This is a genomic window from Ferroglobus sp., from assembly GCF_015521575.1.
Classification (GTDB): Archaea; Halobacteriota; Archaeoglobi; order Archaeoglobales; family Archaeoglobaceae; genus Ferroglobus.
Genome location: NZ_WANY01000140.1, coordinates 1 through 5254 on the forward strand (window position 1 = coordinate 1; position 5254 = coordinate 5254).

At 45.1% G+C, this 5254-nt stretch carries 5 protein-coding genes; 2 read left to right on the plus strand and 3 right to left on the minus strand.

From position 1 onward, the window contains the following. Together F7C14_RS05835 and F7C14_RS05840 are read right to left on the minus strand one after the other, a co-directional pair. On the minus strand, nt 1-872 hold an 872-nt coding region (locus F7C14_RS05835; RefSeq protein WP_290900812.1), incomplete at its 3' end, for an ATPase, T2SS/T4P/T4SS family. Continuing rightward, on the minus strand, nt 856-2433 hold the full coding sequence (locus tag F7C14_RS05840; protein WP_290900814.1) for a GTPBP1 family GTP-binding protein: 1578 nt from the start codon (nt 2431-2433) through the stop codon (nt 856-858). The genes F7C14_RS05835 and F7C14_RS05840, both read right to left, overlap by 17 nt. 123 nt (nt 2434-2556) lie before the next feature. On the opposite strand from F7C14_RS05840, the gene F7C14_RS05845 reads away from it, so the two are divergent. After that, nucleotides 2557-3417: a KaiC domain-containing protein gene (locus tag F7C14_RS05845; RefSeq protein ID WP_290900816.1), complete on the plus strand. Its 861-nt coding sequence runs from the start codon at nt 2557-2559 to the stop codon at nt 3415-3417. Between the two features lie 12 nt (nt 3418-3429). Further along, nucleotides 3430-4038, plus strand: coding sequence for a KaiC associated regulatory domain-containing protein (locus F7C14_RS05850; RefSeq protein ID WP_290900818.1), 609 nt, complete (start codon nt 3430-3432; stop codon nt 4036-4038). A gap of 51 nt (nt 4039-4089) precedes the next feature. On the opposite strand, the gene F7C14_RS05855 is transcribed toward F7C14_RS05850, so the two are convergent. Next, nucleotides 4090-5254, minus strand: a 1165-nt coding sequence (locus F7C14_RS05855) for a proline permease (protein ID WP_290900820.1), incomplete at its 5' end; no start/stop codon positions are given.

Sequence of the window (5254 nt, forward strand, 5' to 3'; positions counted from 1 at the left end):
AACAAGCTAATGGCGTTCATGCTTGTTGTTTTTCCGCTTGCTGTTCCTCCGGCGAAGATCAAGTTCTTTTTGTTTTCTATGCAGAGCCAGAGGTATGCCATTTCCTCCAAGCTGAAGGTTTTCCAGGCTATCAGATCTATCGGCGTCAGAGGAACGTCTCTGAACTTCCTGATTGTGAATGTTGAGCCATGGTCGGTGACCTCTCTTCCCAACGTCATTTGAATTCTGCTTCCGTCAGGCAAAGTCGCATCAAGCATCGGCTCAGCAATGCTAATATGCTTCCCGGACTGCTGCGCAAGCTTAATTATGAAGCTGTCGAGCTCATCTTCAGAAAAAACTATGTTCGTCTGCAGATTCTGATAATTCCTGTGATAAACAAATATCGGCTTCCCATACCCATTGCAACTTATATCCTCAAGCAAACGATCCCTCATCAAAGGAGTAATCGGCCCAAAGAGAATGGTGTCTCTGAGCAAGTAATAGAGGAGAGCATAGTAGTGGTAATCGTCTGGATCAAGGTTTAAAGCTTCAAGAAGTCTGTCGTAGCTCGAAAGTATCGTTTTTGCCTTATCCTTAAAATCGGCATCGTAGGGGAGAGTATATTCAACCCTTTTAATAATCTCCTCTCTGTACTTCTCGTAATCCTCCTCAAGAATTGGTTCGACGACGTGGTAGAAGTAATCGTAATTTTTCTTTAGAATGAAAACGACCGAAAACTCGAAGTCACTGAGAACGTTATAATCTTCGACGATCTCGTAACCTTCTGGAATTTCCGCTTTCTCTTTTATAACTTCCGTAAACTCCTTGAAATTTTTTATTCGTTCTCTTTCGCTCTCCTCTCTTTTCAGCTTGACCTTAAGATTCAGTTTCATAGATCTTCACCACTTCTCCCATTCCCTTGCTCCTACCCTCTCTGAAAATGAACCTCTGCCCCGGCATAATGTATTGGGGGTTGTACTTAAATCGAATCCTCACCCTTCCCCTATCTCCGGCTTTAAGAAATTCTTTGTCGATCTCCTTAAATATCACGGTCTCGCTTATAGTTTCGCAGTGCAAAACGGGTTCGTAGCCGGATGAAATTTTAGTCGGGTGCGTGAAAACGTAAACTTCAGCTTCAAATTCTCTCACAGCGTAGGGCTCGGTTTTTGTCACGACCATACCTCTCCTGAGATCCTCAACGGAAATATTTTTCAAAGCCAAACCGACTATGTCTCCGCTTTTCGCCCGCTCAACTCTGTAGTGGTGCATCTCTATACTCGAAACCTTGGTTTTCACGAAACTTCCGTCTGAGAAAGGTCCGACGAACACCTCGTCACCTTCGCTTATTTCTCCAGACTTTATCGTTCCACTCACAACCGTTCCAACGCCGGTGACTTTGTAAATCCTGTCTATGTACATTAAAAAGTCGCTCTCCTCGTATCTGAGTTTTGGAAGCCTGTAAAGCAGCTCTTCGAGTATGTCGTATCCAGCGAGAGTTATGGCTGAGGTGACAACGATTGGCACAACGAAGCTGTTTTTAGCCATTAGCCTCGAAACCTTTTCGGCATCGCTTCTACTCTTCAGAAGATACGGGACTCTTCCCAACCCTCTCAGCAATTTCGAGATTTCGGAAATCAAGCTTTTTATTCTCTCGTCGCTTACCTTATCAGCTTTGGTTATGGCAATTATCACCGGAAGTTCCATCGCAAGCAGAATTCCGAGGTGCTCCTTTGTTATCCTCATTATGCCGTCGTCAGCAGCTATAGTTAGCAGTCCGTAGTCTATTCTTTGCCCGATCAAACCCCTTATGGCTGTCCTTAACCAAGGTTCGTGCCCGACTGTGTCGACGAAGGACACTATTTTTTCGGAGTTTTCCACAACCCAAGCTTTTTCGGCTTTGCTCAGCGGGTTTTTCATTCTTATCGCTTTTCCATTTTTGAATCCCAAAACAGCAAAGCTTAGATCTGCGCTCAATCCCCTCTCGATTTCGTGCTTCAAAGTGTCGAGGTATATTCTCGTTAATCCATCCCCGTCATCGCATTTTCCAGTGATTAAGCAACCAACGAGAGTAGATTTGCCGTGATCTACATGCCCGGCTGTGCCAACTGTTATGTGCTCCTTTGGCTTGTCCTTTCTAATTTCAACTACCGCAACGTATCCACCGTTAACCTCGTAAACTTCCTTTTCAGTGACCTTTGCGTCGATGTCTTTGGCTATGACCTCCAGAACTTCTATAGTCTTATCGAGCTCCTCCTTTTTTATTCCTTTAAACTCTCCGCTGTCGGAAATGCCTATAATGTAGTAAGCTACACCCTTCCCCATTAAAATTCGGTGGTTCATCTGGCACGCTAAAGACTGCCTCCTACCCTCTTTTAAATGATAATCCGTAAGATACTCCTTAAATTCGATGTTTTCCCTCTCCCCCTTACTTACCAACTCTCCGAGATTTGGCATTTCAAATTCATTCAAATTTCAAACGTTAAAACTGTTGCGATCCCTTTTAGAATTTCGAAAGAGAAACTTAACGTTAAAAATAACATAAGGCTTTTATACATTCTGCGGTAGTATTATATTGGTATGACGAAGTATTATGAACTCAAAGAGCTTGAAAGCAAAGCCCCCAAGCTTTTTGGAATTCCGACTGGAACTAAGCTTGACGAAATGTTCTTTAAAGTGGAAGAAGAGGACGGAAAGTTCGTAAAAAAGCCTTTGGGCGGTATTCCGTATTTGGCTGTGATGAACATTACCGGAGTGCCAGACACTGGCAAAAGCGTTTTTGCTGAACAATTTACGGTAACTCAGGCTGCGCACGGCTACAAGGTTCTTTTCGTAACCGTAGAAAGTCCGGCTAACTTCCTTTACACGGCTTTAAAACAAAAAGCTCAGGCGATGGGGGTTGACTTTAACAAGGTGGAGCAGAACGTCGTTGTTATCGACGCTTCGGAGAGCGACGAGCTGAGGGAAAATACGAGAGCTTTGATAGATACGATGGCTTACGCCATAAGGGAAAAGAAGTGCACGAACGTTGTCATCGACAGCATCACGGGGCTCTACGAGCATAAGGAAGTTCTCGCGAGGCAGATAGTCAGGCAAATCTTCAATTTCCTGAAAAAGTGGAGGCAAACGGCTGTGCTGATATCCCAAAAGAGGAGTTCTCAAGCAAGCGAGAGTGCCGAAGCTGCTGGAGGTTTGGCTGTTGCCCATATAGTCGACGGAACGATAGTTATGGACAAGAAAATAATTGAGACGAGGTGGGATGTGAATCTCTACGGACTACCGATAGGAAGCGTTTTGAGGACGATAAGGATTGACGGATGCAGATTGACCGGACACGACTCAAGGACGTGGGTTTTCGAGATAACTGAAAACGGATTGATAGAAATAATCGCTCCTCTAAGCGAGTACATAAAGAAGAGGGGCAGAATTGGAGAGGAGTGAGGAGGTGGGAGAATGGAGATTATCGCAAAGCCGAAGGGTGGGGTGAACGTAGATAAAATGGCTGAAAAGGTTTTTTGGGAGGCTATAAAGCTGTTGGGAGGTTTGAAGAAACTCGTTGAATTCAGGAATCTCACGTGGTTACCGAGTCTCGCGGAAGCAGCCTACGTTCTTGTCTTAAAAAACGAAGCGTTCAAAACGTACAGGGAAATTGCTGAATATCTTGGAATAACCGAGCAGACTGTGAAGAACATAGCTACGGCGGATGAAGAAGCCGTTAGGAAGTACTTGGAAGGAGAACTCGAAGAAAGACCAAAGGAGCATGTGGCTGGGGGAATAGCTAAGCTTGCATACAAAAAGCTGAAGGAGGAGAAGAGGCTTGAGGAACAGGAAGTGGAGATATACCATGACGAAATAGAAGCGCTGGGAATAGATTGGGCGATTCACGTTTTAGCGAGAATTAGGGGAACTCACTTCCCCCTCAACAAAGAAGATCTCAAAGAGAAGCTGGAGGGTATAATAGTTAAAGGGAAGAAGATCGAGGAGTTGCTCGACAAAATCGAATACCCCGTAAAATCTCCCGCTGAGCTTCTCCACAAGATAAAGGTGGCTGCCGAAGGATAAGTTGGCACTTCATTTCCTTACACAAACTTTTTAAGCTTTAAAAGCTAAATTTTATTGCCCGCCTGCCATGCGTCCCCCGATTAATGAAGGGGATTCCACAGGGCGGGCGACACCAACTCTCTTTTCGATCACGCTCACCAAAATTCCGGATAAAAAGCTCGCGATAAATCCCGGGAGGACCGAGTAAACGGGAATTCCGAATATCCACACTGTCTTTCCATGTATTGCGAAAGTTAGGATCGTCAGGAGTAAACCTGAAATCATGCTCGCTCTCGCACCGTTTTTTGTCATTCCGCTCCAGTAAAGCCCGAGAATTATCGGAAAGAAAAAGCAGTTAGCCATTAAGGAGAGAGAAGCCCATATTAGCCAAGCTAAGAGCTGCTGAGGGTGTAACGCGAAATAAATCGAAGATAATCCCACTGCGAAGACGATGATTGCGTTAATAACTTTGAACTTTCTGCCGTTCACGTTCAAACCAAAAGCTTTAGCCAGAATGTCGTAGGTTATGTTGCTGGCGGTGGTCACTATCAGCCTGTCGGTTGTGGACATAACTCCAGCTAAAATGGTCGGAAGGAGGAGAAGGAACAACCACTCTGGAAGAAAAGCTGAAGCAATAGTTGGGTAAGCCATGTCCGACCACTTGACGCTGATCTCTCCGAGCTTTATTTCTGGAATCTCTATCCTTCCTTCAGCCCATGCAACTCTTGCCGCAATTCCAGCCAGAGATGTTAGGAAAATCGTGGAAAAGCCAAGGAGATACATAACGAGTGGTCCCCACCTCGTGTATTCTCTTTTTTTGAAGGTGAGCATGTTGTTAACTACATGAGGAGCGACCATCAAGCCGAGGGGAACTGCTATGCCAAAGAGGGTTAGGTTGTATGCCCATCCAGCTAATGGAACGTTGGCTGGGGCGAAAGGATCGTTCAAGTACTTTGCGAACATGAAGTCCTCCTCCAATCCTTTAGCTTTCTGAAGTTCCGGCATTGAAGCAAGAGCTGAGTTTATGTGCTCTATTCCTCCCACGTGGGATATTATCAAAGGGACAGTGAGAAAAACGCCGATTATCATTAAAAGAGACTGAGCAAAAGTCGTCCAAGCCGTTGAGAACATTCCTCCGGAAGAGACGTAAGCTACCACTATCAAAGCTGCCATGATCACCCCAAGCCAGTAAGGTATTCCGAGTATAACTTCGCTCGCTATTCCTATGGCTGTGTAC